Source organism: Nitrosospira multiformis (assembly GCF_900110185.1).
Taxonomy (GTDB): domain Bacteria; phylum Pseudomonadota; class Gammaproteobacteria; order Burkholderiales; family Nitrosomonadaceae; genus Nitrosospira; species Nitrosospira multiformis_A.
In genome coordinates, this window is sequence record NZ_FOCT01000003.1 from 88,319 (window position 1) to 113,350 (window position 25,032).

Sequence of the window (25,032 nt, forward strand, 5' to 3'; positions counted from 1 at the left end):
TTCCCCTCCATCATTCCCGAAATCCGCATTCTTCCCAGGAGAGCCGGGGAGGGTGTGCAGTTTAAACTCTCGGCAGGTTGCAATCCGCAAAAGTTATCCTAAACTGAAATCACATCATTAGAGGTGCTGGGCTTGTCAGCGCCAAGTTTTTGTTGCTCACCCGTCCGAGGAGAAATGTCATGGCAGGAGATAGCGTTTACAAAATAACGGAGATAATCGGAACCAGCACGACTTCCTGGGAAGACGCCGCCAAGAACGCCGTGGAAACAGCATCAAAGACATTGAGAGACTTACGCGTTGCTGAAATAGTGAAGCTGGATCTGGTGGTTGAAGACGGCAAGGTGGTTGCTTATCGTGCGAGGGTAAATCTGTCTTTTAAATACCAGCCCGGCAAATAGCCGGCTTCCGGTACTCATGAGGTATAAGGAGTTCGTAGGGAGTCCATAAAGGTTAGGGTGGAGGCCCGGATGCCTGATGATCCGGTGAAATCAGCGTGAGGAATAATCGGGATAACAGCCGAGGCAAAGTAAAAAGAGTAAAAAAGACAAACAAAGAAGGCGCGGAAATTCGCGCCTTCTTTGTTTTCCAACCTGAGAACCGAGTTTATATCGCTGCCGCTGCCTCTTCCTCAAACTGAAGCTTTACCTTGTTATCGGAATCGATATCCACAGTTACTCTGCCGCCATTGGCCAGACGTCCGAACAGTAATTCATCCGCCAGGGCACTGCGTATGGTGTCTTGAATGAGACGCGCCATCGGCCGTGCGCCCATGAGGGGATCCGCACCATTAATGGCAAGATACTCTCTCAGTGCATCGGTGAATATCGCATCCACTTTCTTCTCCTGCAACTGTGCTTCAAGCTGCATCAGGAATTTATCCACTACGCGCAGGATCACTTCTCTGTCTAGCGGCGCAAAGGAAATGATCGCATCCAGCCGATTGCGGAACTCAGGTGTAAACATCCGCTTGATATCAGCCATCTCGTCACCTGCCTGGGCGGCCTTGGTGAAGCCCATGGTAGCCTTGCTCAAGGCTTCCGCTCCGGCATTGGTCGTCATGATGATGACGACATTACGGAAATCCGCCTTGCGGCCGTTATTGTCCGTCAATGTGCCGTGATCCATCACCTGCAGCAGGATATTGAAAATATCGGGATGCGCCTTTTCAATTTCGTCCAGCAGCAGCACGGAATAGGGTTGCTTGATGATAGCCTCGGTGAGCAAGCCACCCTGATCAAACCCGACATACCCCGGCGGCGCGCCGATCAGACGCGAAACGGCGTGCCGTTCCATATATTCCGACATGTCGAAACGGTGCAAGTGAATGCCAAGGGCATAGGCCAGCTGCCGCGCAACCTCGGTTTTGCCAACTCCGGTCGGCCCGGAAAAAAGGAAAGAGCCAACCGGCTTTTGTGGATTGCCGAGACCGCTTCTCGCCATCTTGATCGAGGCTGCCAGCGCGTTGATGGCCTTGTCCTGCCCGAACACAACTGCTTTCAGGTCACGGTCAAGCGTCTTCAAGGTATTGCGGTCATCACTGGAAACATTCTGCGCCGGAATGCGTGCAATCTTGGCAATGATGGCCTCTATCTCATGCCTGCTGATTACCTTGCGCTGCTTCGATTTGGGTAAAACACGCTGTGCTGCGCCGGCTTCGTCGATCACATCGATCGCTTTGTCAGGCAAGTGCCGGTCGTTGATAAAGCGTGCCGACAACTCCGCGGCGGTCGTAAGCGCGGTGGCGGTATATTTGACACCATGATGGGCCTCATAACGCGCTTTCAAGCCACGCAGTATGGAAACCGTTTCATCCACGCTCGGTTCGAGCACATCAATTTTCTGGAAGCGCCGCGAAAGCGCATGATCCTTTTCGAAGATTCCGCGATATTCGCTGTAGGTCGTGGCACCAATGCATTTCAGCTGTCCGGTATTCAGTATTGGTTTCAATAGATTGGAGGCGTCCAGCGTGCCTCCGGAAGCCGCACCGGCTCCGATGAGGGTGTGAATTTCGTCGATGAACAGTATGGCATTCGAGCTCTCGAGCAACTGTTTGAGCACTGCCTTCAGGCGTTGCTCAAAATCACCCCGGTATTTGGTACCTGCCAGCAATGCGCCCATATCGAGGGCATAGACCTGATGATGGGCAAGGATCTCGGGAACGTCGTTCTCGATAATTCGCCGCGCCAGACCTTCAGCGATAGCCGTTTTGCCTACCCCTGCTTCCCCCACCAATAACGGATTATTCTTGCGCCGGCGGCACAGCGTCTGTATCAGGCGCTCCAGTTCGCGCTCCCGTCCGATCAACGGATCGATCTTGCCTGCCAGCGCCTGGGCGTTGAGGTTGACCGCATAACTTTCCAGCGCGCCCCCCGCATTCATTTCCTGCTCGGTATCACCTTCGCTTTCGGTTTTGGCGTTGGTTCCCTGCGGAACTTTGCTGATGCCGTGAGAAATATAGTTCACGACATCGAGTCGGGTTACCCCCTTTTGATGAAGAAAATAAACTGCGTGGGAATCCTTTTCGCCAAATATCGCTACCAGTACGTTTGCGCCCGTAACCTCTTTTTTCCCCGAGGACTGTACATGCAGAATCGCGCGCTGGATAACGCGCTGAAAACCAAGAGTAGGCTGCGTATCTACCTCTCCACTCCCTCCCACGGTCGGCGTGTTTTCGGTGACATGCTCAGTCAGCAGCCGGCGTAGATCGTCCATATCAACCGAGCAGGCGCGCAATACCTCTGCGGCAGTCGGATTATCGAGCAGGGCGAGTAACAGATGCTCGACCGTAATGAACTCGTGGCGCTTCTGACGCGATTCCACGAATGCCATATGTAGACTTACCTCTAATTCTTGAGCAATCATTTCAGTTCTCCTCCATCACGCACTGTAGCGGATGCTGATGCTGCCTTGCAAATGCAACCACCTGCTCGACTTTTGTGGAAGCCACATCATTGGGATAAACTCCACATACTCCAGCTCCGTCCATATGGACTTTGAGCATGATTTGTGTCGCCTGTTCTCGGTTCATGGAAAAAAAAGTCTGTAATACAGTCACCACGAAATCCATCGGCGTGAAGTCATCATTCAGCAAAATAACCTTGAACATTGGCGGCGGCTTGAGTTTACTCTTTTTAGCCTCAAGTACAACCTCACCATGATTTCCTGCAGCCATGATTCTGTATTCTTGCCTTCAATTAAAACGGAAATATAACCACTTCCAATCTTTATATTTGATGATTGCGCTGAAATATTCAAGTACCTTTTAGAAAATTTTCTGCTGCATTTCTACCAAATAACGGGGCGGACTACTTGACTTGAACAATGGATTTGCGTAAAACAGTTCTTGGCGTTTGGCTTCAAGTTCTCTGCAGCACCGGTTACAGCCGTTTTGCGGTCTTGAAACTCAAACAGTGTTCGGGTTTCCGGCCCGGTTTTATTTATAGGAAGCAATAATGGCAACTGGTACAGTAAAATGGTTCAACGATTCAAAGGGTTTTGGCTTCATTACACCCGATGATGGAAGCGAGGATTTATTCGCACACTTTTCCGCAATCAATATGTCCGGGTTCAAAACCCTCAAAGAAGGTCAAAAAGTAACGTTTGAGGTTACCCAAGGTCCGAAGGGCAAGCAAGCATCAAATATTCAGTCTGCTTAAAGATTTCATGCCGGGGCGTGCGAGCGCGCTGAGCAGCATGTGATCCATCACAGAATTATACAAAGCCCCTTGCTGTAAATCAGCAAGGGGCTTTTTCTTTTCGAGGATAAGCTCAAGCAGCATCACGCTTTCTTGCACTTTCGTCCCCTTCCGTCCCTCAGGCTGCCATGTTTTCAACCAGTGCCTGCCCGAATGCCGAACAGGAGACTTTTTGCGCACCAGCCATCAGGCGAGCGAAGTCATAAGTTACGGTTTTATCCTGAATGGTTTTTTCCATTGACCGCGTGATGAGATCAGCGGCTTCCGCCCAGCCCATATGCCTCAGCATCATCTCCGCGGACAGAATGATGGAGCCTGGATTAACCTGATCCTTGCCGGCATACTTGGGGGCGGTTCCATGAGTCGCCTCGAAAATGGCTATCGAGTCACTCATGTTTGCGCCGGGAGCGATCCCGATGCCGCCCACCTGCGCGGCCAAAGCATCGGAAACATAATCGCCGTTCAGATTCAACGTGGCGATGACATCGTATTCCTCCGGCCGCAGCAGAATCTGCTGAAGAAAAGCGTCGGCGATCACATCCTTGATCACTATACCGCCTTTATCCTCGGGCAGCTTCATCCACGGTCCGCCGTCGAGCAGGCTTGCCCCAAACTCTTTTGCTGCAAGCTGATAGCCCCAGTTCTTGAACGCACCCTCGGTAAATTTCATGATGTTGCCTTTGTGCACCAGTGTTACCGAGCGCCGTCCGTTATCTATCGCATATTGAATTGCCTTGCGTACCAGCCTCTCGGTACCTTCGCGGGATACCGGCTTCACGCCGATCCCTGCGGTTTGGGGAAAGCGTATCTTGGTGACACCCATGTCGTTCATTAGAAAATCGATAACTTTTTTCGCATCCTCCGACCCGGCTTCCCATTCAATACCGGCATAAATGTCCTCCGAATTCTCGCGAAAAATGACCATGTCGGTTTTTTCCGGGTTTTTCAAGGGACTAGGTACTCCCTGAAAATAGCGAACAGGGCGAAGGCATACATACAAATCCAGTTCCTGGCGCAAAGCGACATTGATGGAGCGGATTCCGCCTCCCACCGGTGTGGTCAACGGGCCCTTGATCGAAACTACATACTCTTTCGCCGCTTGCAGGGTTTCCTCGGGTAGCCAGACATTTTCGCCGTAAATACGCGTCGATTTCTCTCCGGCATAGATTTCCATCCAGGAAACCCGGCGTTCGCCTTCATAAGCCTTTACTACAGCGGAATCCACCACCTTCCTCATTACCGGCGTAATGTCCACCCCGATTCCGTCGCCTTCTATATAGGGTATGACCGGATTGTCCGGCACATTCAGGGAATAATCCGCATTTACGCTGATTTTTGAGCCTTCCGCTGGTATGCTGATGTGCTGATACATGCTATCTCCATTTGTTGAGCTGGGCTTGGTTCCATAATCCGGAACAAGCCGGAACCGGATCGGCAAAATTCCTATATTTTAACCGCGTTTCGGATAGAAGCGCTTGCTTTTGCCCGCCGGTTTTCCCGATATATCCTGAAAGCGTTACAGACGGCAGCAGCGGGACGGCTTACCTTATAATAGGAGGATGACATTTCGCGCCCGTATCCGGTTGTATCCGTTCCGCTATTTGATAATTAAAACGCTTGAAATAACGAAATCATGATCTGGAAACCCAATGTGACAGTGGCAGCAGTGGTGGAGAAAGACGGGCAATATCTTCTGGTGGAAGAGCAAACCAGTAGCGGCTTGTTGTTTAATCAACCGGCGGGTCATCTGGAGCCGGGGGAGTCAATCATCCATGGCGCGATACGGGAAACTCTGGAAGAGACGGGCTACATGTTTGTCCCCCAATCCGTACTCGGCATTTACCACTGGCATTCCCCGGCGGAAGATACGACATTCATACGCTTTGCTTTTTCCGGTTCAGTGAGCGACCACGATCCCGGCCGTGACCTGGATGCAGGCATCGTACGCGCTGACTGGTTTGATATCAATGAAATCCGCAGCATGACCTATTGCCACCGTAGCCCACTCGTCATGAAATGCATCGAAGACCATCTGGCGGGGAAGGGGTGTCCGCTCGACATCCTTACTCATCTGGCTTGAAATGAGCAAAGCACGGGTAGTTGTCGGAATGTCCGGCGGCGTGGATTCCTCTGTCGCTGCCTTGTTGCTGAAACAGCAGGGGTATGAAGTAATCGGCCTCTTCATGAAGAACTGGGAAGATGACGACACGGATGAATACTGCTCATCCCGCCAGGATTTGATAGATGCAGCATCAGTGGCGGATGTTATTGGAATTCCCCTTGAAGCGGTAAATTTCTCCGCCGAATATAAGGAGCGGGTATTCAGCCATTTTCTTGCCGAATACAAGGCAGGCCGGACACCCAATCCGGACGTGCTATGCAACGCGGAGATAAAGTTCAAGGCGTTTCTGGATCATGCGGCGGGGCTGGGTGCGGATTATATTGCGACAGGCCATTATGCCCAGGTGCGCAATACGGATGGCGTATTCCAGTTGCTCAAGGGTGAGGATGGAACGAAGGACCAGAGTTATTTTCTCTACCGGCTCAACCAAGCGCAGTTGTCCAGGACACTGTTTCCCATCGGGCATCTATATAAGCGCGATGTGCGAAGCATCGCGAAAGACCACGGGCTGCCCAATTTCTCCAAGAAGGACAGCACCGGCATCTGTTTTATCGGCGAACGGCCTTTTCGGGAATTTCTCAACCGCTATTTGCCGAACGATCCAGGCGAAATCCGGACGCCTTCCGGGGATGTCATGGGCAGGCATGCCGGTCTTATGTATTACACCATTGGGCAACGGCAGGGATTGGGCATAGGCGGAACAAGGGGGGGTGACGGCGAGCCGTGGTTTGTTTCGGAAAAGGACGTGAAGCGGAACATCCTGACGGTAGTACAGGGCCACGATCATCCCGACCTGCTCAGGCCCGCGCTTACCGCAACCGACCTGACATGGGTGAGCGGCAAGATGCCTCGCTGCAACTGGGTGTACGCGGCCAAAATCCGTTATCGCCAATCGGACGCTCCCTGTTCGATCACTTACCTTGATCGTAATAAATGCGAAATCGAGTTCGCCCAACCGCAGTGGGCCGTGGCGCCAGGGCAGTCAGTGGTGGTGTACGAAAGCAAGGTGTGCCTGGGGGGAGGTGTAATTGCCGCTACGCAGGATGATTGAGAGGGAAAGCAGCTAAAACGGCCAATGGACGGACACACATGCTGACTTTCTGGAATCTGCGCGTTATCTCCCTGTCACCTTTCGTTTGCACAGAGGCAGGATAGGTGGAGCAGAGGTGGTAGGGGTAGGATGAATGAAGCAGCCTAATCCATCGAATTCTGATGGATTGCGACTTCCCGTTTCCACCCGTCAGGCTACTACCTATACCTATACCTATACCTATACCTATACCTATACCTATACCTATACCTATATAGCTATGGAATCTGTGGCGCAAAACAAGTGTTAGCAGACCCTATATCATTTTCCATGGGTATGGGCCATCATGGCAATATCGCTGTCAATCCTGTGGGGCAGTTTCCATGAACGCAGACCGTTTTTCCAGACGGTCGGAAAGATCCGCAAGATTGGGAAAATTCTCCCGCCACTTGATCTCCGGAAACCGGAAGGCAAGATAGCCCAGCGCGCAACCCAACGCGATGTCAGCCAGTGAATAGGCATTTCCATCGCACCATTTTCTGTCACCAAGCTCCCTTGCCGCCGCTTCGAGGCCTCCCTCAACCTTTTTCTGCTGGCGGGAAATCCACTGTCCGCTTTGCTGCGTCTTGCTGCGCTTGCGCTCCAGGAAAATTGCGGCGGCGGCGTCACAGATACCGTCCGCCAGCGCTTCCCAGCGTTTTACCGCGATGCGCCGCCGATTGCCGTCCGGGATCAGGCGCGATACGGGATTGACACTGTCGAGATACTCGACGATCACGCGTGAATCGAACACACTCGTCCCGTCATCCATGATCAGCACTGGCACCTTGCCGAGCGGATTGTAGTCGGGTACCTGGCTATCATCGTTCCACGGGACATCCAGTTCGAAGGTATAACCAACGTGCTTTTCGGCGAGGACAATACGTGCCTTGCGTACGTAGGGGCTGGTAAGCGATCCAATAAGCTTCATGGCAAATCTTGAAGAGAGTGGTCAGCGCGCATTATATCGGCTTTCCGCACTGCATGGCATAACGGGACCGAAGCCCACCTGTGTTAAAATTTCGCCGGAAACCAAGCTATGAATTCATCCTTTCTCACCGCACTCTCTCCTCTTGATGGCCGCTATCACGGCAAAGTCGATGCGCTGAGGGCCTATTTCAGCGAATTCGCGCTGATCCGTTACCGCGTCCAGCTTGAGATCGAATGGCTCAAGGCACTGAGCCGGGCCTCCGCGATTGTTGAAGCACTGCCGCTATCCGCAGATACGCTTGCGCAGCTCGATGCTCTGATAACGGATTTTTCCGAAAGGGATGGCGAAGCGGTCAAACTCATCGAGGCGCGCACCAATCATGACGTGAAAGCCGTGGAATACTGGCTTCGCAAGCAGTTAACGGGAAATGCCGAGATTGGCAGAATCGAGCAATTCATTCATTTTGCCTGCACTTCAGAGGACATCAACAATCTTTCCCATGGATTGATGCTGATGCACAGCCGCGATGACATCATGTTGCCGGCGCTGGATAACATCATTGGCAGGCTGGTCCGGCTTGCGCGCGAGCTGGCCGAAGTGCCCATGCTTGCGCGCACTCACGGGCAGGCTGCCACGCCGACGACGGTGGGCAAGGAGTTCGCCAACTTCGCTTATCGTCTGCAACGGGGACGCCGGCAGCTAGCGCAGGTGGCTATTCTCGGAAAAATCAATGGCGCCGTGGGTAATTACAACGCCCATCTGGCAGCCTATCCCGACTTTGAATGGGAGAAATTCGCGCAGGATTTTGTGGAAAAGCTCGGCCTGGAATTCAATCCTTATACCACCCAGATAGAACCGCACGACACCGTAGCTGAGCTGTTCGACGCCTATGCCAGGATCAACACGATCCTGCTGGATTTCAACCGTGATATGTGGGGATACATTTCGCTAGCCTACTTCAAGCAAAAAACCCGGAAAGATGAAGTCGGTTCCTCAACCATGCCGCACAAGGTCAATCCGATAGATTTTGAAAATTCCGAAGGCAATCTCGGGATTGCCAACACGCTCCTGCGGCACTTGAGCGAGAAACTGCCAATATCACGCTGGCAGCGAGATCTTACAGACTCCACTGCGCTGCGTAACATGGGTGTGGCACTAGGGCACACTTTACTGGCATATGATTCCTGCAGCAGGGGCCTGGACAAACTGGAAATCAACCCAGGCCGTCTCGAGGAGGATTTGAGAACTGCCTGGGAAGTGCTGGCCGAGCCCATTCAGACGGTGATGCGTCGCCACGGCATGCCGGATTCATACGAGCGGTTGAAAGAACTGACCCGCGGCAAAGGCGGCATCACCCAGGCCGCGCTCCATCAGTTTATTGACAGTCTCGCCCTTCCGGATGCAGAAAAAAAACGATTGCTTGAAATGAGACCCGAAACATACCTGGGGAATGCTGCTGCATTAGCGAGAAAAATCAGCACGGAATACTGATTCTTGCGTCCTTTCCTTTTCTATCAAGCTGTCCCCTGCACACATCATAGAGCCCTGAAAATTTTGGGCTTGAAATTCGAGAAACCATCCCGATATGTTTAGGGATAGAAAATCAGGAGAAAGCCATGACAGAAGAAAACCGACCTCAACCAGACCAGCCCGAACTGACCGTAACAAGCGAAAGCGGTGTACAGGAAACCGGGGAAAACAAGGCCAAGATGCCCGAGCAGGAGGGCGAAGCCATGCCCAGCCTGGAGCAGTTACTGAAAAAAGCCGAACTCGATGCAGCGGAACATTATGATGCATGGCTTCGCGCCAAGGCTGAGGGCGAGAACATAAGAAAGCGCGCCCAGATGGACGTCACCAACGCGCACAAATACGCTATTGAAAATTTTTCCACTGAATTGCTCTCGGTCATGGACAGCCTGGAAGCTGCATTGGCGGTGGAGAATGCAACAGTCGAGAATTTTAAAAGCGGCATGGAATTGACGCTCAAGCAGCTCACTGCGACTTTCGCCAAGTTCAATATCAAGCAGCTCAGTCCCCAGGGTGAAAAATTCGATCCGCATTTGCACCAGGCCATGTGCATGGTGGAGTCCGAGCTTCCGCACAACACCGTAGTGCAGGTTATGCAGAAAGGGTATGTGCTGAATGACCGTGTTATCCGGCCGGCGCTGGTTTCGGTTTCGAAGGGAAAAGAGTCTTGAAATCACGATCTTTATCCCCATTTCAGCGGTAACAAGCGAATTATTCAACGGACATCAAGAATTAATTAATACAAGGATCAATTATGGGAAAAATTATCGGAATCGACCTTGGAACCACTAACTCATGTGTCGCCGTCATGGAAAGCGGCAAACCCAAGGTGATAGAAAACTCCGAGGGGGCGCGCACCACGCCTTCCATTGTGGCCTACACGGAAGATGGCGAGATTCTAGTGGGCGCGTCTGCCAAACGTCAGGCGGTTACCAATCCGAAAAATACCTTGTTCGCGGTGAAACGCCTGATCGGTCGGCGCTTTAACGAGGAGATGGTGCAAAAGGACATCAAAATGGTGCCTTACACCATCATCAAAGCCGACAACAACGATGCATGGATTGAGGTGCGCGGCAAGAAAGTCGCGCCGCCCGAGGTGTCGGCACAAGTGCTCATGAAGATGAAAAAGACGGCGGAGGATTATCTGGGTGAACCCGTGACCGAAGCCGTCATTACCGTTCCGGCTTATTTCAACGATTCCCAGCGGCAGGCCACAAAAGACGCAGGCCGCATCGCGGGACTCGAAGTCAAGCGTATCATCAACGAGCCGACCGCAGCCGCGCTTGCTTTCGGAATGGATAAAAAGGAAGGAGATCGCAAGATTGCCGTGTACGATCTGGGGGGCGGAACATTCGATATTTCCATTATCGAAATTGCAGAAGTCGAAGGCGAGCATCAGTTTGAAGTGCTGGCGACCAATGGCGACACCTTCCTGGGCGGCGAGGATTTCGACGCTCGCATCATCGAGTATCTGGTGGATGAGTTCAAAAAGGAAAACGGTATCGATCTTAAGAAGGATATGCTTGCTTTGCAGCGGTTAAAGGATTCCGCGGAAAAAGCCAAGATCGAACTCTCTTCCAGCCAGCAAACCGAGGTCAATCTGCCATACATCACGGCGGACGCCAGCGGCCCGAAGCATCTCGCGGTAAGAATCACGCGCGCCAAGCTGGAAAGCCTGGTGGAAGATTTGATCACGCGCACAGTGGAGCCCTGCCGTATCGCCATCAAGGATGCGGGTATAAAAGTTTCCGATATCGACGACGTTATCCTGGTGGGGGGGCAGACCCGCATGCCCAAGGTACAGGAAAAGGTCAAGGAAATTTTCGCCAAAGAGCCTCGCAAGGATGTGAACCCTGACGAGGCGGTAGCCGTGGGCGCAGCGATCCAGGGCGGCGTGCTGCAGGGCGCGGTGAAGGATGTGCTGCTGCTGGATGTGACGCCGTTGTCGCTGGGTATCGAAACGCTGGGCGGCGTGATGACCAAGCTGATCCAGAAGAACACGACTATCCCGACAAAGGCGCAACAGGTTTTTTCCACCGCGGATGACAATCAGACTGCCGTAACCATTCACGTGCTGCAAGGCGAGCGCGAGATGGCATCCGGCAACAAGAGCCTGGGCCAATTCAACCTGGCCGATATCCCGCCGGCTCCGCGCGGCATGCCGCAAATCGAGGTGACATTCGATATCGACTCGAACGGCATACTGCATGTGTCAGCCAAGGACAAGGCCACAGGCAAGGAAAGCAAGATCAAGATTCAGGCGAGTTCCGGCCTGTCGGAAGAGGAAGTGCAGCGCATGGTCAAGGATGCCGAAGCCCATGCCGAGGAAGACCATAAGGCGATGGAATTGGTCACAGCCCGCAACCAGTGTGATGCGATGATCCACTCTGTGCAGAAAACCATGAAGGAGCATGGGGATAAACTGGCCGATGAGGAAAAATCCAAGATAGAGGCAGCACTGAAAGAGGCGGAAGATGCTTTGAAGTCCGGCGACAAGGAAACCATCGAAGCCAAAACCCAGGCATTGGCCGAGGCTTCGCATAAATTGGCGGAAAAGATGTATTCACAGGGGCAGGGCCCACAGGCCGGACCCGGTGAGGAACCTTCCGGCCAGAGCGGCGGGACCGAAAAACCTGTCGAAGGAGAAGTTGTCGATGCAGAGTTCGAGGAAGTAAAAAACAAGAAGTAAGTCTGCAAGCAGTAAAAAGCACAGCCAAAAAAGCATCAAGACATTCTAAGCGCAGCGGTGCGGGAAAGGTTCATCATTTCTTTCCGCATCCTGCGTTTTGGCGTCCCGGAGAGGAAGCTGGCTTAAGCTGGTCCGCTACTCTCCGTGCTGCCAAATTTTCAAGAAGACTATATGAGCAAACGCGACTACTACGAAGTGCTGGGCATTAATCGCGACAGCAGCGAGGATGAAATAAAAAAAGCATATCGCAGGCTGGCGATGAAATATCATCCGGATCGTAATCCGGATAGCCCGAAAGCAGAGGAACACTTCAAGGAAGCAAAAGAGGCCTACGAGATACTTTCCGACCCCCGGAAGCGGGCAGCGTACGACCAGCATGGCCATGCCGGAGTGGATGCCAGCATGGGGGGCGGCGGAGCCCAGGGGTTTGCTGACGCATTCGGCGATATATTCGGTGATCTTTTCGGGGGCCGTAGCGCCCAAGCCAACGTCTACCGGGGGGCAGACCTACGCTATAACCTGGAAATTTCACTGGAACAGGCGGCGCGCGGAACCGAAACGAAGATTCGCATTCCTACCATGGATGCCTGCGGCACCTGCCATGGCAGCGGGGCAAAACCTGGCACCTCACCCACCACCTGTCCTACCTGCAATGGCCACGGACAGGTGAGGATGCAACAGGGGTTCTTCTCGATCCAGCAGACGTGCCCCAAGTGTCATGGCAGCGGCAAATTCATTTCCAGCCCATGCAATACCTGTGGCGGTTCCGGTCGCGTCAAACACCATAAGACGTTATCCGTAAAAATTCCGGCGGGTGTGGATGAAGGCGATCGCATCCGTTTATCAGGGGAAGGCGAAGCGGGGGTCAACAGCGGTCCTCCAGGGGATTTGTATGTTGTCATTCACCTGACGCCTCATTCAGTCTTTCAGCGCGACCACAACGACCTGCACTGTGAAATGCCCATCAGTTTCACGACCGCAGCACTGGGGGGCGAGATCGAGATTCCCACGCTGGAAGGGCATGCCAAAATCCGGATACCGGCGGAAACACAAAGCGGAAAAATCTTCCGACTGCGCGGCAAAGGTATCAAGGGTGTGCGCAGCAATAACCCGGGCGACCTGTTGTGTCATGTCGTGGTGGAGACGCCGGTCAAGCTTACCCCTCGACAGAAAGAGCTGTTGCAGGAGTTGGAAACGATCAACCAGGAAGACGGCTCTCGTCACAGCCCGCGTGCAAAATCCTGGATGGACAAGGTCCGGGAGTTTTTTGCGGAGTGAGTTCTGTTCCAGTAGTTACAATTAGTGGCAACTTAGGGTTAATTCGGAAGATGCGTCACTTCATATTGGCTACGATGCCAGGAGCGTAGATACGGCATTAATGAAAACCCCAAAAAGAATTGAACCGCTAATCCAGGATGGCCTTATCGACGAGGTCATGGGACAGTTGATGAGCGGCAAGGAAGCCACAGTCTACGTGGTGCGCTGCGGAGAAGAGATACGTTGCGCCAAAGTTTACAAAGAAGCCAATAAGCGCAGTTTCCGCCAGAGTGTGAATTATACCGAAGGTCGCAAAGTAAAAAACAGCCGTCGTGCGCGAGCCATGGAAAAAGGTACTAGCTATGGACGCAAAGCGCAGGAAGAAGCTTGGCAAAATGCCGAAGTGGATGCCTTGTACCGTCTCGCCGCTGCGGGTGTGCGCGTGCCCAAGCCCTATAATTTCCATGAGGGCGTACTGCTGATGGAACTGTTGACCGACAGCGAGGGCAATGCGGCTCCAAGGCTCAATGATCTCGTACTCACCCCTGAGATGTCACGCGAATATCACCTCACGTTGATCACGCAGGTGGTGCGCATGCTTTGCGCCGGAATTATTCATGGCGATCTGTCTGAATACAACGTGCTGGTCGACAGCATGGGGCCTGTCATCATCGATTTGCCTCAAGCCATCGATGCTGCGGCCAACACTCAGGCTTTGGAAATGCTTTTGCGAGATGTCGAAAATCTGGCTACTTACTTCGGTCGCTTTGCGCCTGAGTTGCGGGCCACCAATTATGGCAGGGAAATATGGTCCCTCTACCAAAGCAGCAAGCTGCACCCGGAAAGTGTTCTGACTGGCTACTTCGAGCACATTGAGAACCCGGTTGACATGAAGAGTGTCATGCGCGAAATCAACGACACACTCAAGGAAGAAGAGGCACGGCAACTTTATCGTTCATTACGTTTAACGCAGTGACAGAGCTGCGCATTGCAGCTTACCACTCTCCTCTCAATATCTTCTCCGCCCAGAACAAACCTGAAACCGATTTGTTGTCGGTAATTTTTCCTTCTTTTACCCATTCCAGTGCTTCTGCCGGAGGCAGGGTAAATACTTCCAGGTGTTCTCCGTCATCGAGGCTCGCGCCCTCGAAGGTGAGTTCCTGCGCGAGATAGTAGATCAGCTTCTCGTTTGAGTAACCGATGCAGGGATGCAGGGTGGTGAGATAACGCCAGCTTTTCGCTGTATAACCGGTTTCTTCCAGTAGTTCCCGTTGTGCGCACACGAGTGGGTCCTCCCCGGAGTCGATTTTTCCAGCGGGCAATTCGTAAAAATCCCGATGCAGCGGGTAGCGGAACTGACGTTCCAGTACCAGTTCGCCATTGTCGAGCAATGGAATAATGACCACCGCCCCAGGGTGCGCGATGTATTCGCGTATTTTAACCTTGCCGTCGGGGAGGCGTGCATGGTCCTGGTAGACATGCAGCAGGTCGCCTTCAAAAACCTTCTGACTGCTGACAGTGGTTTCGGTAAGGTCGGGATGTTCAGGCCGGGTTTTGGACATAGGAACGGTACGTCTCTTCATGCGATGACTAGTGATATCTTGTCCGCAGTGGATCTGTTTATTCTACTGCTCGTTGTGTCCGATATCCGCTTTCCGGGGAAATGGTATGCAGCCGATTATACCGCGCGCAGCAGGCTACTATTCACTCACTTTACTGTATCAGAAGCCGGGTAGCCGGAAACACTGCGCTGAAGCGACTACCTTTGCCCGGTTCGCTGGTAATTTCCAGCTTCGCCTGGTGGCCGCTGAGCACGTGCTTGACAATGGCAAGACCCAGGCCGGTGCCCCCTGTTTCACGCGATCGGCCACGATCCACGCGATAAAAACGCTCCGTCAGGCGCGAGATATGTTCGGGTTCGATTCCTATCCCGGTGTCCTGCACCGAAAATACACCTCGCCCGTCCTGAATTGCCCAGCGCAGCGTTATATTCCCCCCATCCGGAGTATAGCGTATAGCATTGCTGATCAGATTGATGAAGGCGCTGCGCAGGTCAAACAGGTTGCCCAGGAGTTTTGTGGTTGTATCGAGCTTGAGCGTGATGCGATGGTGTCCTGCACTCAGCGATTTTGCTTCCTCATACAGCGTTCGCAACATTTCCGGTATATTGACGTGCTCCTCGCGCACCTGGTTTTCCGTATCCTCGAGGCGCGACAGAGTCAAAAGATCTTCCACCAGGCTCTGCATGCGTCGCGTCTGCTCGCTCATCAATTCCAATGCCCATCTGCGCATATCAGGATCGGATTGATTATCGTCCGACAGTGTTTCGAGAAACCCACCGATGACGGTCAAAGGCGTGCGCAGTTCATGCGAGACGTTGGCCACAAAATCGCGGCGCATGGTCTGGATTCTTTCAAGCTTGGTTATATCACGGCTGAGGAGCAGTTTCTGCTTGTCGCCATAAGGAACGAACTGCAGTGAGAGCGTCAACTCGTGCTGCCGCGGCTGTTTGATCACCAGGGGTTCCTTGTAATTCCGCGAAGCGAGATATTCGGCGAACTGGGTTTGACGCATCAGATGCGTAATATGCTGTCCGGTATCGAGATTGGCATTGATGCCCAGATGTTTTTCGGCCACTGGATTGCACCATTCGATGCGGTCCATTTCATCGAGGATGACTACCCCCTCGGGCATGGCTGAGGTGGCGCGCCGCAGACGCTCCAAAGCGGAGCTGAGGTTTTGGTGGTTTTGTTTTTGATCGCGCATGAGCCGGGCCAGGCGCGCGAATACATCTCCCCATCTGCCGGAGCTGTCGGGTAGCCCAGCTTCTTCGCTATGGAGCCATCGGTCCAGTCGCTTCAGATTATGCGAGTGGCGCAGGACCAGCAGGAACAGAACGATGACATAAAATGTCAGTGCCCCGGCTGCGCCAGACACAGTCATCAGTACTCCGCTTACAACGGCAATCAGTACGAGAGTGGCAAAATGCCCCCAGAAACCGGACACGAACGTCAGTTGGAACGATTACAACAGATCATTCCAGCTTTCATCCCGCGTTCACCGCTTGCCCTGCCGAGAGGCGATAGCCGGCGCCTCGTACTGTCTGCACCAATCCATCCTTGTCGACGTTTTCGAGGGCCTTGCGCAGACGGCGGATATGCACATCCACGGTACGATCCTCGACAAATACATGATCGCCCCATACCTGATCGAGCAATTGGGAACGGCTATGCACCCGTTCGGAATGAGTCATGAGATAGTGCAGCAAGCGGAATTCGGTGGGCCCGAGCGCGACTTCAATCTCATTCGCAGTGACGCGATGGGTTGCCGAATCCAGTCGCAGTCCACCGATCTCCACAACATCGTCGGCGGCTTCGGGAGCGCGCCGCCGTAGCACCGCCTTGATTCTCGCCAGCAGTTCCCGGGGTGAAAAAGGCTTGGTAATGTAATCGTCGGCACCACTTTCCAGGCCGGTCACCTTGTCGCTCTCGTCCGCGCGAGCGGTGAGCATAATAATGGGAATATCTTTGGTGCGGGCGGCTCGCCGCAGCATGCGGGCAAAATCCGCGCCACTCATCCCGGGTAGCATCCAATCCAGGAGCACCAGGTCAGGCAGCGTATCATTGATGATTTTCATGGCTTCCTCTGCGTTTTTCGTCGAGGAAACCGTATGCTTGGCCTGCCGGAGACTATACGAGATCAGTTCCTGGATCGCGGGTTCATCTTCCACCACCAGTATCGTTGCTGCCATTAGATCATTCCTTCTATCGTCAGAATCTTCTCCGTTTTTGATTTTTTCTTATATTTCGATGATATGTAAACAGTATTGCGGTTTTGTGACATTTGCAAGCAGCGAGAGATTCCGCAACAGGTATCGTCAAGCCGAGAGGGGTTTCCGGCGGCATCGAGGGATTCGAACCTCTGTCGAAGATTCACAAAATCAGAATGACGCGGTAGTCGTTGACGTTGGTTCGGGTCGGACCGGTCGTGACTAGATCGCCCAGCGCTTCAAAGAAGGCATAGGCATTATTACAGGTTAGCAAGGATGAAGGGTTCATGCCCCACTCGGTGGCACGCCTGAGGGAGTCCGGCGTGATGAGTGCGCCTGCATTGTTTTCAGTGCCGTCTATGCCGTCGGTATCGCATGCGAGCGCGTAGACGTTTGCTGCACCGTTCAGCTCAATGGCGAGTGACAGCAGGAACTCAGTATTGCGACCGCCCCGTCCGCCCTTCTTATATCCTTGTTCATTTTTCCGTAATGTGACCGTCGTCTCGCCTCCTGAGATCAGGGCTATCGGCAGCTTCCACGGCTGCCCATGTTGCCGCACTTCCTTCGCCAGTGCGGCGAAGACCTTTGCCACCTCGCGCGCTTCCCCGGTAACGGAGTCCCCCAGCACTACAGCTGGAATTCCTTGGGCATAAAAATATTCCGCTGCTGCCACGAGTGAAGCATGCGCCGTTGCAATCACCCGGTTTTCCACCCGATCGAAAACGGCATCTCCGGGTTTGGGTGTCTCCCTGAGCCTACCTTCCACTCCTGCACGCAACGTTTCCGTCACGGCTGCCGAGGCATCGATTTTATAGTGTTCGAGTATGGTGAGCGCATCGGAGAACGTCGTGGGATCAGATGCGCAGGGGCCGGAAGCAATATAGGTCGGATCGTCTCCTGTCACATCGGAAATGATCAGTGCCAGCACCGGAGCACGGCTCGAAGCCGCCAGTCGCCCGCCCGCTGTCGCAGAGAGATGCTTTCGTACAGTATTGATTTCCTGGATGGCTGCACCGCTGCGTAGCAGTTGGGTAGTGACATCGCGGAGATCATCGAGCGATATGCCGGCTACCGGTACCGACAGAAGACTGGAGCCGCCTCCACTCAGCAGGCACAGTAGGAAATCGCCAGCTCCCAGTTTTTCTATTTCCGCCAGAATGGTGCGGGCCCCTTGCTCCCCCCTTTCGTCGGGTAGCGGATGGCCTGCTTCTATCAACTGGATTCGCTCGAGGGGCAGGCCGTGACCATAGCGGGTGAGTATGATTCCGCTCAAAGGCATCTCTTGGGGCCAATGGGTTTCCACAGCCTGCGCCATTGCCGCCGCAGCCTTGCCTGCGCCTACCACCAGGGTCCGTCCCCCGACATGGTCCCTGATACGGTCCCGAATGCAGCCTTCATGCTGTTTGACTGCAAACGCGCGAGATGACACGGAAGCAAGATGCGGGGATACGACACGCAGCGGATCGGCTGCGGCGAGTGCGGCATCGAAGCTGTTGAGCAGGAGTGCCCGAGGGTTCATGACGCGCCTTTACCTCTCAACAGTGCATTCAGATGGTCGCGTGAAAATTCTCCAGCATGCCCTTGAGGTGATGCCCGGTAAAGCTTCTTTCATTTGCTGCTATTTCCTCCGGCGAGCCCTGTGCGATGATTTCACCGCCACCTTCGCCGCCTTCGGGGCCGAGATCGATAATCCAGTCTGCAGTCTTGATCACATCCAGGTTGTGTTCGATCACCACCACTGTATTGCCATGGTCGCGCAATCGATGCAATACTTTGAGCAGGAGGTCGATATCCTGGAAGTGAAGTCCGGTGGTGGGTTCATCCAGAATGTAGAGCGTACGCCCGGTATCCCGTTTGGAGAGCTCCAGCGACAGTTTCACCCGTTGCGCTTCGCCGCCTGAAAGCGTCGTTGCCGATTGACCCAGACTGATATAACCCAGGCCGACATCCAGCAAGGTCTGGAGCTTGCGTGCCACCACGGGTACGGGACTGAAAAATTCGTGCGCCTGCTCTACCGTCATCTGCAGGATTTCATGAATGTTTTTTCCCTTGTATTGAATCTCCAGCGTTTCGCGGTTATAGCGCTTGCCGTGGCAGACATCGCATGATACGTAGATATCGGGGAGAAAGTGCATTTCCACCTTGATCATGCCGTCACCCTGGCAGGCTTCGCAACGGCCCCCCTTCACATTGAACGAGAACCGCCCCGGTCCATAGCCGCGTTCCCGCGCCTGTGGCACACCCGCAAATAACTCCCGGATCGGAGTGAACAACCCGGTATAAGTAGCTGGATTCGAGCGTGGCGTGCGTCCAATGGGGCTTTGGTCCACGCTGATTACTTTGTCAAAAAACGCCAGTCCTTCCAGATTCTGATAGGGGGCGGGTTCTATTGCGCTGCCATAAAGATGCCGGGCAGCAGCCTGGTAGAGCGTTTCGTTGATGAGCGTGGATTTACCCGAGCCGGATACACCGGTAACGCAAACGAACAATCCCACCGGCAGGTTCAGGGTGACGTTTTTCAGATTGTTTCCCGATGCGCCTTCAATCCGCAGCCAGCGGTCATTTTTCGGTTCGGTGCGTTTTTCGGGGGTGCTTATGGTCAATTCGCCCGAGAGATATTTTCCGGTAAGTGAGCCGGCGTCGCGCTGGATAGCTTCCGGCGTACCCTGAGCGATAATGGCGCCCCCATGCTCACCAGCCCCGGGGCCCATGTCTATCACGTGATCCGCAGTCAGTATTGCATCCTGGTCGTGTTCCACCACGATCACGCTGTTGCCGAGATCGCGCAGGTTCTTGAGGGTTTTCAGCAGGCGGCTGTTGTCCCGCTGGTGCAGGCCGATGGAAGGCTCATCGAGCACATACATCACGCCGGTGAGACCTGATCCAATCTGGCTGGCAAGCCGAATGCGCTGGGATTCCCCTCCGGACAAGGTATCGGCGGACCGATCCAGCGACAGGTAGTCCAGTCCGACATTGTTGAGAAATGATATACGGCTCGAGATTTCCTTGATGATCTTCTCTGCAATGGCAAGTTTATGACCGGTCAGCGTCACCTGGTCGAAAAAAACCTTTGCTTCTTTCAGCGGCAAGGCATTGATTTCATATATTGCCATGCCGCTTACATGCACATGGCGTGCTTCCCGCCGCAAGCGCGTTCCCGCGCAGTCAGGGCAGAGTTGGGAATTCAGATATTTCGCCAGTTCCTCGCGTACGGTAACTGAATCGGTTTCCTTGTAGCGCCGTTCCAGGTTGGGAATGATTCCCTCGAACGTATGCTTGCGATAATTTCTCGATCCGTTTTCGTTCAGATACGAAAACATGATTTTTTCATTGCCGGATCCATTCAGGATGAGGTCCTGAATATGGCTGTTCAGTTGCTCGAAAGGCACTTCCAGATCAAAATCGTAATGGCTGGCCAGGCTTGCTAGCAACTGATGATAAAACTGGTTGCGCCTGTCCCATCCCTTGATGGCGCCGGCCGCCAATGACAGATGCGGAAACGCGACGATCCGTTTGGGATCGAAGAAGGTGATTCTGCCCAGTCCATCGCATTTGGGGCAGGCGCCCATCGGGTTGTTGAACGAAAACAGACGGGGTTCGAGTTCGGGCAGCGAATAGCTGCATATCGGGCAACTGAACCTGGCTGAAAAAAGATGTTCCGCGCCGGAATCCATCTCTACCGCCAGCGCGCGCCCCTCGGCATGGCGTAGCGCTGTTTCGAATGATTCCGCCAGCCGTTGCTTCGAATCCGGCGAAACCTTGAGCCTGTCGATTACCACCTCGATCGTATGCTTCTGGTTTTTTTGCAGCTTGGGCAGGGCATCGATTTCGTATACGTTTCCGTCGACCCGCAGCCGGATGAAACCTTGCGCGCGCAGTTCATCGATCAAGTCCACCTGCTCGCCCTTGCGCCCCACTACCAGTGGCGCAAGAATCATCAGCCGGGTATCCGGCGGCAGGCACAGCACATGATCGACCATCTGGGAAACGCTCTGCACAGTCAGCGTGATGCCATGATCGGGACACTGCGGATCTCCTACCCGCGCAAAAAGCAGGCGCAGGTAATCGTGTATTTCAGTGACAGTGCCGACAGTCGAACGCGGGTTATGGGAAGTCGCTTTCTGCTCTATGGCGATGGCGGGCGATAATCCTTCAATCAGATCGACATCTGGTTTTTCCATCAATTGCAGGAACTGGCGGGCGTATGCCGAAAGCGATTCCACATAACGCCGCTGGCCTTCCGCATAGAGCGTGTCGAACGCCAGCGAAGACTTGCCCGATCCGGACAGACCCGTAATGACGACAAGCTTGTTGCGCGGCAGATCGAGGTTGATGTTTTTGAGATTGTGCGTGCGTGCACCGCGGATCTTGATGAGTTCCATTGACTCCTTTCGCTGACGGTCCGGCGCCTGCTCCTCCACCGAGGCAAGGCTACCTGAGAACCGGCCAAACCTGTTAATATACTCAAGTTTCCGCGTTTTCCCAATCTGATTCATGTCCCCCTCATCGTCTCCCGAGAAACTGTCACCCACAGAGGTACGCGCGATCGCGGGCCTGGCGAGTATTTACGGCCTACGCATGCTGGGAATGTTCATCATTCTCCCGGTATTCGCGTTTTATGCCGAACATCTGCCGGGAGGCGACAACTACACGCTGGTCGGGATTGCATTGGGGGCATACGGATTGACGCAGGCGATATTGCAGGTCCCGTTCGGCTGGCTGTCTGATCGCTTCGGTCGCAAACCGGTGATTTACGGTGGACTGCTCTTGTTCGCCCTGGGCAGTTTTGTCGCAGCCGCGGCAACGGATATTTACTGGGTAATCGCCGGCCGCGTCATCCAGGGAGCAGGGGCGATTTCGGCAGCCGTGATGGCGCTTGCCGCGGATCTCACACGCGAAGAGCATCGCACCAAGGCAATGGCAGCGATCGGCACGACGATAGGGACTACCTTCGCGCTGTCGCTGGTCATTGCGCCATCTCTCAACCGCATGATTGGCGTGCCCGGAATTTTTTTTATGACAGGCGTGCTGGTGCTGCTGGCGATGATCGTGGTTTCGCGAGTGGTTCCCAACCCGACAGACAGCCGGTTTCATTCGGATACGGAAGCATCCGCTGGGCGATTTTCCAATGTTTTAAGAAATCCGGAACTGTTGCGGCTCGATTTTGGTGTCTTCGCACTGCACGCCGTGCTGATGGCGCTGTGGCTGGTGGTGCCGCTATCGCTGCGGCAGGCAGGGCTCGCAGCGGATGATCACTGGCAAATCTATTTTCCCGCGCTGGTCATTTCCATGCTGCTGATCATTCCAGTGATCATCTACAGCGAAAAGAAGGCAAAGCTTAAGCAAGTGTTTGTCATATCCGTTGCTGTACTGCTGGTAAGCCAGATCCTGCTGGCTTTTACATTCGATTCGATATGGGGCACCGCAGGAGCCCTGCTGGTATTCTTTACCGCCTTCAACCTGCTGGAAGCGACCCTGCCTTCGCTCATTTCCAAGATCGCTCCCGTAGGGGCAAAAGGCACCGCCATCGGTGTCTATAGCAGTGTCCAGTTCCTGGGTACGTTTATTGGTGCCAGCGCCGGTGGCTATCTCTATCAACATTACGGGAGTGCCGCATTGTTTGCATTCTGTGCCGTGCTTCTCATGTTGTGGCTGATATTTGCCGTTACCATGAAGGCGCCCGCGGCTGTTCGTACCAGGATGTACCACGTGCAGGTAATGGATACCGGCACCGCCCACGGACTTTCACGGCAACTAGCGGCGCTGCCGGGAGTACACGAGGCGCTCGTACTTGCGAGCGAAGGGGTGGCTTACCTGAAAGTAGATATGCGCGGTTTTGATGAGCAAGGCGTTGCTCAATTACTTGGAGGGGAAGCATAAATGGCATCAGTCAACAAAGTCATACTCATCGGCAACCTCGGCAAGGACCCTGAGACGCGCTATATGCCGAACGGTGACGCGGTAACGAACATCACCGTGGCAACAACCGAGACCTGGAAAGACAAGAACGGCGAAAAGCAGGAAAAAACCGAGTGGCATCGCGTCACCTTCTACCGCAAGCTGGCTGAGATCGCAGGCGAATACCTCAAGAAAGGACGCTCCGTCTATGTCGAAGGACGGCTGGAGACGCGCAAGTGGACCGACAAGTCCGGTGTCGAACGCTACACCACCGATGTCATCGCCACCGATATGAAAATGCTCGGCGGCAAGCCCGGTGGAACCAGCTATGAAGCTCCGGAGAGGGAAGAAGGCGGATTCGCGCCGAGTTCATCCAGCGGCAGGGCGCCTGCGAGAAGCAGCACCGGGTTTGATGATATGGATGATGATATTCCGTTCTGATGCGACTTTCCGACATGGCTGCAAGATGCTGCATGACCGAATCTGCTAGAAATATGACCAAACTGTTTCTTCTCCTTATTACGCTGTTCGTATTTAGCGGAGCGACATTCGCGGCTGTCAATATCAATACCGCTAGTCAGGCCGAACTGGAAAGTCTTCAGGGAATCGGTCCGGCCAAAGCCAAGGCGATCCTCGACTATCGCAAGAAGAAGGGGTCTTTCAAGTCGGTGGACGATTTGCAGAACGTAAGCGGCATTGGTCCCGCCACGGTTCAGAAGCTGCGCAAGGATATCACTGTCGGCGGTGGCGCGGCAGCCAGGAAGGAGCACAAGCCTGCTGCCAGAGAATAATCCTCGCATACCGGTTGGTGCCGCAGATTGCGGAATGGGTGAAGGCTTGACCGCATCCATCTACTATCGAAGTTACGCTTTTACCCCATCTCCTACGATCACTACGCGCCACTCCGGCTACTGCGGGAATTCGTTGTGACGTTTCACAAGTCGGACAGGTCATGTTCAAAACCATAGAAGATTTTGTCGGCAATACGCCTCTGGTCAAGCTCAAACGCCTGCCCGGAAACACTACCAATGCCATTCTCCTGAAGCTGGAAGGGAACAATCCGGCGGGTTCGGTAAAAGACCGTCCCGCTTTGTCGATGATTACGCGCGCGCAGGAGCGCGGGGAAATCAAGCCCGGCGATACGTTGATAGAGGCCACCAGCGGTAACACCGGCATCGCGCTCGCCATGGCGGCTGCAATCATGGGTTACCGCATGGTGCTGGTGATGCCCGAGCATCTCAGTGTGGAGCGCCGGCAATCGATGAAGGCGTACGGAGCGGAAATCATACTCACTTCCAGAGAGGGTAGCATGGAAGAAGCGCGCGACGTGGCCGAGCGCATGCGCGACGAGGGGCGGGGAATTATCCTCGACCAGTTTTCCAGTCCCGATAACCCACGCGCCCATTATGAAGGTACTGCTCCCGAAATCTGGCGCGATACCGAAGGAAAAGTTACTCATCTGGTGAGCAGCATGGGCACGACCGGAACGATCATGGGTTGCTCCCGCTATTTTAAGGAGAAGAAATCCGGGGTCCGGATCATCGGTGTGCAGCCGGAAGAGGGTGCCCAGATTCCCGGTATCCGCAAATGGCCTGAAGCCTATTTGCCAAAAATCTATGATTCGAGTCAGGTAGACCGCATCATGCTGGTTTCCCAGAAGGAAGCCGAAGAAATGACGCGGCGGCTTGCGTCAGAAGAGGGAATCTTTGCAGGGATTTCGTCAGGTGGCGCGCTCGCCGCGGCGCTCAAGGTTTCTGCGGAAACAGAAAATGCAACGATCGTCTCGATCGTTTGCGACCGAGGGGACCGTTACCTTTCCACCGGTGTTTTCCCTGCGTGATTATTGGTTTCAGGGGGTAGACGGGTCGGAGAGCCGTAGCAGGGGAGCAGCAATAGGTTGGGGTTAGGCACGCATCCCAGCATGGCCAATGGCACGGGGACATATCGGCTTCCCTCGTCATACCCCTATGATAGAAGGGTGCAGGCTGAAGCCGCAACCCATCGTGTAATTCGATGGGTTACGCTTCCCTCCATCCATCCTGCAATCCCAACCAGCACAACTTGTGCCTGGTCTG

General features: G+C 54.0%; 24 protein-coding genes. 14 read left to right on the forward strand and 10 right to left on the reverse strand.

Annotated features, from left to right (window positions below; translation table 11 throughout):
* The first annotated feature begins 179 nt into the window (after positions 1-179).
* Entirely contained in the window at positions 180-398 is a 219-nt protein-coding gene (locus tag BMY01_RS04465) for a dodecin family protein (protein ID WP_074703726.1), read from the forward strand.
* Positions 399-603: 205 nt separating this feature from the next.
* Here the strand turns inward: BMY01_RS04465 and clpA are convergent, their stop codons facing one another.
* Positions 604-2,862: an ATP-dependent Clp protease ATP-binding subunit ClpA gene (clpA, locus tag BMY01_RS04470; protein WP_074744714.1), complete on the reverse strand. Its 2,259-nt coding sequence runs from the start codon at positions 2,860-2,862 to the stop codon at positions 604-606.
* 1 nt (position 2,863) lies between these two features.
* Complete coding sequence (gene clpS / locus BMY01_RS04475; protein ID WP_074744716.1) at positions 2,864-3,172, reverse strand: ATP-dependent Clp protease adapter ClpS; 309 nt, start codon at positions 3,170-3,172, stop codon at positions 2,864-2,866.
* 280 nt (positions 3,173-3,452) lie between these two features.
* On the opposite strand from clpS, the gene BMY01_RS04480 reads away from it, so the two are divergent.
* The gene (locus tag BMY01_RS04480; protein ID WP_011381544.1) at positions 3,453-3,656 is read left to right on the forward strand and encodes a cold-shock protein; all 204 of its coding nucleotides are present in this window, start codon (positions 3,453-3,455) and stop codon (positions 3,654-3,656) included.
* On the opposite strand, the gene BMY01_RS17300 is transcribed toward BMY01_RS04480, so the two are convergent.
* Together BMY01_RS17300 and icd are read right to left on the reverse strand one after the other, a co-directional pair.
* Positions 3,636-3,833: a hypothetical protein gene (locus tag BMY01_RS17300; RefSeq protein WP_139176720.1), complete on the reverse strand. Its 198-nt coding sequence runs from the start codon at positions 3,831-3,833 to the stop codon at positions 3,636-3,638. The two genes, BMY01_RS04480 and BMY01_RS17300, sit on opposite strands and share 21 nt — an antisense overlap.
* Positions 3,814-5,067, reverse strand: a complete 1,254-nt coding sequence (gene icd / locus BMY01_RS04485; RefSeq protein WP_074744718.1) for an NADP-dependent isocitrate dehydrogenase — start codon at positions 5,065-5,067, stop codon at positions 3,814-3,816. Before icd ends, BMY01_RS17300 begins: the two co-directional genes overlap by 20 nt.
* 261 nt (positions 5,068-5,328) lie before the next feature.
* Between icd and BMY01_RS04490 the strand changes: the two genes are divergently transcribed.
* The 3 genes from BMY01_RS04490 to BMY01_RS17710 all read left to right on the forward strand — a co-directional run bounded on the left by BMY01_RS04490 (position 5,329) and on the right by BMY01_RS17710 (position 7,157).
* Positions 5,329-5,775 carry an NUDIX hydrolase gene (locus tag BMY01_RS04490; RefSeq protein WP_074744720.1) on the forward strand — a complete coding sequence of 149 codons (447 nt, stop codon included), beginning with the start codon at positions 5,329-5,331 and terminating at the stop codon, positions 5,773-5,775.
* A gap of 1 nt (position 5,776) precedes the next feature.
* Positions 5,777-6,868: a tRNA 2-thiouridine(34) synthase MnmA gene (gene mnmA, locus BMY01_RS04495; RefSeq protein WP_074744722.1), complete on the forward strand. Its 1,092-nt coding sequence runs from the start codon at positions 5,777-5,779 to the stop codon at positions 6,866-6,868.
* Positions 6,869-7,001: 133 nt separating this feature from the next.
* A complete protein-coding gene (locus tag BMY01_RS17710) occupies positions 7,002-7,157 on the forward strand; it encodes a hypothetical protein (protein ID WP_175463202.1) in 156 nt (51 codons plus the stop codon).
* Positions 7,158-7,208: 51 nt separating this feature from the next.
* Here BMY01_RS17710 and BMY01_RS04500 read toward each other — a convergent pair whose 3' ends face one another.
* Entirely contained in the window at positions 7,209-7,817 is a 609-nt protein-coding gene (locus tag BMY01_RS04500) for a glutathione S-transferase (protein WP_074744724.1), read from the reverse strand.
* 108 nt (positions 7,818-7,925) lie between these two features.
* On the opposite strand from BMY01_RS04500, the gene purB reads away from it, so the two are divergent.
* The 5 genes from purB (at position 7,926) to BMY01_RS04525 (ending at position 14,266) form a co-directional block, all read left to right on the forward strand.
* The gene (purB, locus tag BMY01_RS04505; protein ID WP_074744726.1) at positions 7,926-9,308 is read left to right on the forward strand and encodes an adenylosuccinate lyase; all 1,383 of its coding nucleotides are present in this window, start codon (positions 7,926-7,928) and stop codon (positions 9,306-9,308) included.
* 125 nt (positions 9,309-9,433) lie between these two features.
* Positions 9,434-10,015: a nucleotide exchange factor GrpE gene (gene grpE / locus BMY01_RS04510; RefSeq protein ID WP_074744728.1), complete on the forward strand. Its 582-nt coding sequence runs from the start codon at positions 9,434-9,436 to the stop codon at positions 10,013-10,015.
* Between the two features lie 83 nt (positions 10,016-10,098).
* Positions 10,099-12,033, forward strand: coding sequence for a molecular chaperone DnaK (gene dnaK, locus BMY01_RS04515; RefSeq protein ID WP_074744730.1), 1,935 nt, complete (start codon positions 10,099-10,101; stop codon positions 12,031-12,033).
* Positions 12,034-12,204: 171 nt separating this feature from the next.
* On the forward strand, positions 12,205-13,311 hold the full coding sequence (gene dnaJ, locus BMY01_RS04520) for a molecular chaperone DnaJ (protein ID WP_074745115.1): 1,107 nt from the start codon (positions 12,205-12,207) through the stop codon (positions 13,309-13,311).
* 100 nt (positions 13,312-13,411) lie between these two features.
* The gene (locus BMY01_RS04525) at positions 13,412-14,266 is read left to right on the forward strand and encodes a PA4780 family RIO1-like protein kinase (RefSeq protein WP_074744732.1); all 855 of its coding nucleotides are present in this window, start codon (positions 13,412-13,414) and stop codon (positions 14,264-14,266) included.
* 19 nt (positions 14,267-14,285) lie between these two features.
* Here the strand turns inward: BMY01_RS04525 and BMY01_RS04530 are convergent, their stop codons facing one another.
* The 5 genes from BMY01_RS04530 to uvrA all read right to left on the reverse strand — a co-directional run bounded on the left by BMY01_RS04530 (position 14,286) and on the right by uvrA (position 21,441).
* Positions 14,286-14,852: an NUDIX domain-containing protein gene (locus BMY01_RS04530; RefSeq protein ID WP_254772603.1), complete on the reverse strand. Its 567-nt coding sequence runs from the start codon at positions 14,850-14,852 to the stop codon at positions 14,286-14,288.
* Positions 14,853-15,003: 151 nt separating this feature from the next.
* Entirely contained in the window at positions 15,004-16,296 is a 1,293-nt protein-coding gene (gene phoR, locus BMY01_RS04535; RefSeq protein WP_074744736.1) for a phosphate regulon sensor histidine kinase PhoR, read from the reverse strand.
* A 40-nt stretch (positions 16,297-16,336) separates the two neighbouring features.
* On the reverse strand, positions 16,337-17,041 hold the full coding sequence (gene phoB / locus BMY01_RS04540) for a phosphate regulon transcriptional regulator PhoB (protein ID WP_074744738.1): 705 nt from the start codon (positions 17,039-17,041) through the stop codon (positions 16,337-16,339).
* Between the two features lie 181 nt (positions 17,042-17,222).
* Positions 17,223-18,578 carry a glycerate kinase type-2 family protein gene (locus BMY01_RS04545; protein ID WP_074744740.1) on the reverse strand — a complete coding sequence of 452 codons (1,356 nt, stop codon included), beginning with the start codon at positions 18,576-18,578 and terminating at the stop codon, positions 17,223-17,225.
* A gap of 28 nt (positions 18,579-18,606) precedes the next feature.
* Positions 18,607-21,441 carry an excinuclease ABC subunit UvrA gene (uvrA, locus tag BMY01_RS04550; protein WP_074745117.1) on the reverse strand — a complete coding sequence of 945 codons (2,835 nt, stop codon included), beginning with the start codon at positions 21,439-21,441 and terminating at the stop codon, positions 18,607-18,609.
* Positions 21,442-21,553: 112 nt separating this feature from the next.
* Here uvrA and BMY01_RS04555 point away from each other — a divergent pair, with 112 nt between their 5' ends.
* The 4 genes from BMY01_RS04555 to cysM all read left to right on the forward strand — a co-directional run bounded on the left by BMY01_RS04555 (position 21,554) and on the right by cysM (position 24,797).
* Entirely contained in the window at positions 21,554-22,939 is a 1,386-nt protein-coding gene (locus BMY01_RS04555; RefSeq protein ID WP_074744742.1) for an MFS transporter, read from the forward strand.
* Positions 22,940-23,398 (forward strand): single-stranded DNA-binding protein, encoded by a 459-nt coding sequence (ssb, locus tag BMY01_RS04560; protein WP_074744744.1) that lies wholly within the window; start codon positions 22,940-22,942, stop codon positions 23,396-23,398.
* Positions 23,399-23,430: 32 nt separating this feature from the next.
* Positions 23,431-23,748 (forward strand): ComEA family DNA-binding protein, encoded by a 318-nt coding sequence (locus BMY01_RS04565; protein ID WP_368086229.1) that lies wholly within the window; start codon positions 23,431-23,433, stop codon positions 23,746-23,748.
* 161 nt (positions 23,749-23,909) lie between these two features.
* A complete protein-coding gene (gene cysM, locus BMY01_RS04570; RefSeq protein ID WP_074744746.1) occupies positions 23,910-24,797 on the forward strand; it encodes a cysteine synthase CysM in 888 nt (295 codons plus the stop codon).
* Positions 24,798-25,032: the final 235 nt, after the last annotated feature.